This is a genomic window from Novipirellula sp. (genome assembly GCF_041583735.1).
Classification (GTDB): Bacteria; Planctomycetota; Planctomycetia; order Pirellulales; family Pirellulaceae; genus Novipirellula.
This window is the reverse complement of sequence record NZ_JBFHFD010000874.1, coordinates 1-2,897: the sequence shown is the minus strand read 5'-3', so window position 1 is coordinate 2,897 and position 2,897 is coordinate 1. Positions and strand designations below refer to the sequence as shown.

Here is a 2,897-nt window from a genome sequence, read left to right as displayed (position 1 = left end):
TGACCGGAGCGCGGCCGGTAATGCCAATGCGGCACAAAATCGTAAACGTGTGAATCGCAAGCGCGATGGCTAGCGTTCCCCAAACCGCCTGTCGCATCCGAGGCAAGTGGAACAAAAAGTACATCAGCCCCAAGACGGTCGACACAAGGTACAAAAACATCGTCACGCCGGTGGGCCAATTTGACTGCATCCATCGTTCCAGTGAGACCATGGCTTTGTCATAACCAGGGATGCTGTAGCTTTGCACCGCGGCGAGATGTTTATCGACGGCGGTGTTAAAACCGACCGTGTCCATGTCGCTGTACGCTTTAATTATTTGGCCAAACGACTCGATCGATGCTTGAGGCGTCACGCCGGACCCGAGCGAATTTTTGGTCATGTCAAAAAACGCCGGTGCATAGGCCGACCATTTCGGATTATCGACCGCGGCGTCGGCCACCTCTTCAACCGGCGGGATCACGGCCGGCGCTGGCATCTTGGCCAGACTTTCCATTCGCATTTCGAGTTCACGCAGCGCGAACATTTGACGCGTTTGTTCATCCGTCCCCTCCGGAAAGAAGCTGGCCGGGAATCGCGACGGTGTGGGAATCCGAAACGCTGCAGCGGTCAACGTGTATTGCCGCGTACGACGATCCAATTCGATCAACTTCTTTTCTTTGAACGATTGATGAAGCGTTTCTTTTTTGCCTGCGGCTTCGACAAGCTTGGACGCTTCGTCCCATTGCTCACGAATTTCGTTCAGCGAATAGAGTTTGCTTTTGCGTCGCTCGAGCCCCAGTTCGCTGCGTACCTCTTCGGCATCAATGCGGAACATCGGCAAATCATGAAGCGAGGGATCGTCGATCGCCACTTCCATCAACCACTGCATCGCCGACACTGAACGGCCAGTGGTGTGGTCTTGGATTTCTTTCGGTGCGGTATCAAGCGGCAGTGATTCACGGTTGCTGATTGCTTTCAGAGTTTGACGTGCGTACGCGTCCAACGGCATCACACGGCCGCCAAATTGAGTCGGGATTTTGCCAGCGGTATAGAAGTCGAACTGCTTCATCCGTTCGCTTGGACGCATCGAATTCATCACGGCGGGCCAAGGAATCAGCATCATCAATGAGATCCCCGCAAACACACCGACGGTGGCAAACACGGGCCACTTTGAGGGTGGCGATTGATTGAATTCAGCCAACGCCGCGAGCTCTTTGCGGGTTTCACGTTCACGACGATCCAAGAATCGCGTCAGCGTGCCAAGAAAGTGGACCAGCATGCCCAGCGCGGTGATGCTACAGGCGACATAGGGGATCAGCCAACCCGAGTTGCGGACGACTTGGATTCCCGTCATCTCTTTGCCGCCGGGTAGTGGCGTGTAGTTGGATTGATAAAACGTTTCACCGCGATAACGCAGTGGATTGTTCATCCACACGCGGTCCTTGCGGTCTTCGCCGGTTTCCGTATCGATGATGCGAATGAACGATGAGTAGTCACGCGGTGTGTCGGTGCCGCTGTAGTTCACACGGCGAACGTCTTCGAGTTGCACCCAATACGGTTTGACTTCGCGATGAAAACGCAAGCCGAGGTCATAGCTCTTTTCGTTGACTGTAAACGAATCAAAGTCGTCTTTGACCGGTTCACCAGGGATCAACATCTCGCGATCCGAGATGACTTGGCTGACCAAGTGTGTGCCGATTGATTCTCCCGATGCCTTGTCGATCAGTTCGACGTAAGCCGACGGAACATTGATCGCGCCATCGGTTCCGCCTGCCTTGGTCACCGCAATGGCTTTGACTTCCAACCCGATCCCGGCGGTCGCGATGTTGTCTTTGTCGTCGGCTTGTTTGAGCGTCGAATTGGGGAAGTACTGAATCACTTTGACGTTGACCGGAAGCGTCTCGTCCTCAATCAGCGAACCTGATGCTGCGGCTTGTTGCAAACGACTTGCGGGGATCGCGATAATGTTATCGATGCCATCAAGTCGCTCGATAAAGGTCAATTCGGCGGCATCTAAATTAACCAGCGTGTTGGTCGAATCGCCTTCGACCAGACTGAGCCGTTGTTCAAGTTGGCGGTCGCCAAAGGTGAATTGCCCCAGCATCAAAAGACCGACGCCTAGGTGCAACAGTACGTTGCCGCCCTGTTTGTTAAACACCAGCAGACAGCCCACTAACAACAGACCGCCGACACCAAGTCCTTTGGTCAATTGCCAAACGATCCTCAGTCCAGGATCACCGATGCGGAAATCGTAGAACAGGACTGCTAATAGAACCAGCGTTAATAGTCCGCCTAGTTGGTAAAGCAACATTGCGATTTTCGCGTTGCGAACCTGAGTTCCCCAGGCGACAGCGCCGGCCGCCAGCAATCCCAGACCGACCAACACGCAAACCCAAAGTGCGTCGTACGAAATCGGAGGTGTGCCTTGCAGTCCGTCGTCGTTATGTCCGGCCAACACGACGAATCCGGTGGCGATCAAACCGGCAATCAAAAATCCAATGCCCAGCATCAGCTTCGAACCGCTCGCGTGAATTCGGAACCGCGTGATTTTCGCCGCGACCAAGTTCACCATCAACAGAAAACCGATCAACGCCCCGCCTGGGAACGGGACCTTACCGGGAAATGGCTCGCTATGGCGATAAAACGCTTGCGGGACAAAGTCATCAAAATGAAGCATTGCGACCCACGACAGAAAGTATCGCTGTTTCACCTCCAACATGTTCATCTCGTCTTGGGCGAGCGTGCCTACCAAGACGATGATCAACGACAACGCAAACAGCGTCACGGTCAATTTCAGTGAACCGAGCCAACGCAGCGCAACATGACTGAACTCGCCGAATGAATCTTCGGTTTGATGATCGATGTATTCGGTATGCGAAGTGGTAGTGGCCATGATTTTGATGAAGAGTGAGGTGGGG

The 2,897-nt window shown here is 54.0% G+C and carries 1 protein-coding gene; it reads right to left on the bottom strand.

What is annotated here, in order from left to right:
• Positions 1-2,872: cytochrome c biogenesis protein ResB (locus tag ABX962_RS34005; protein WP_372726109.1), on the bottom strand; the 2,872-nt coding region annotated here is incomplete at its 3' end.
• Between the last annotated feature and the right edge of the window lie 25 nt (positions 2,873-2,897).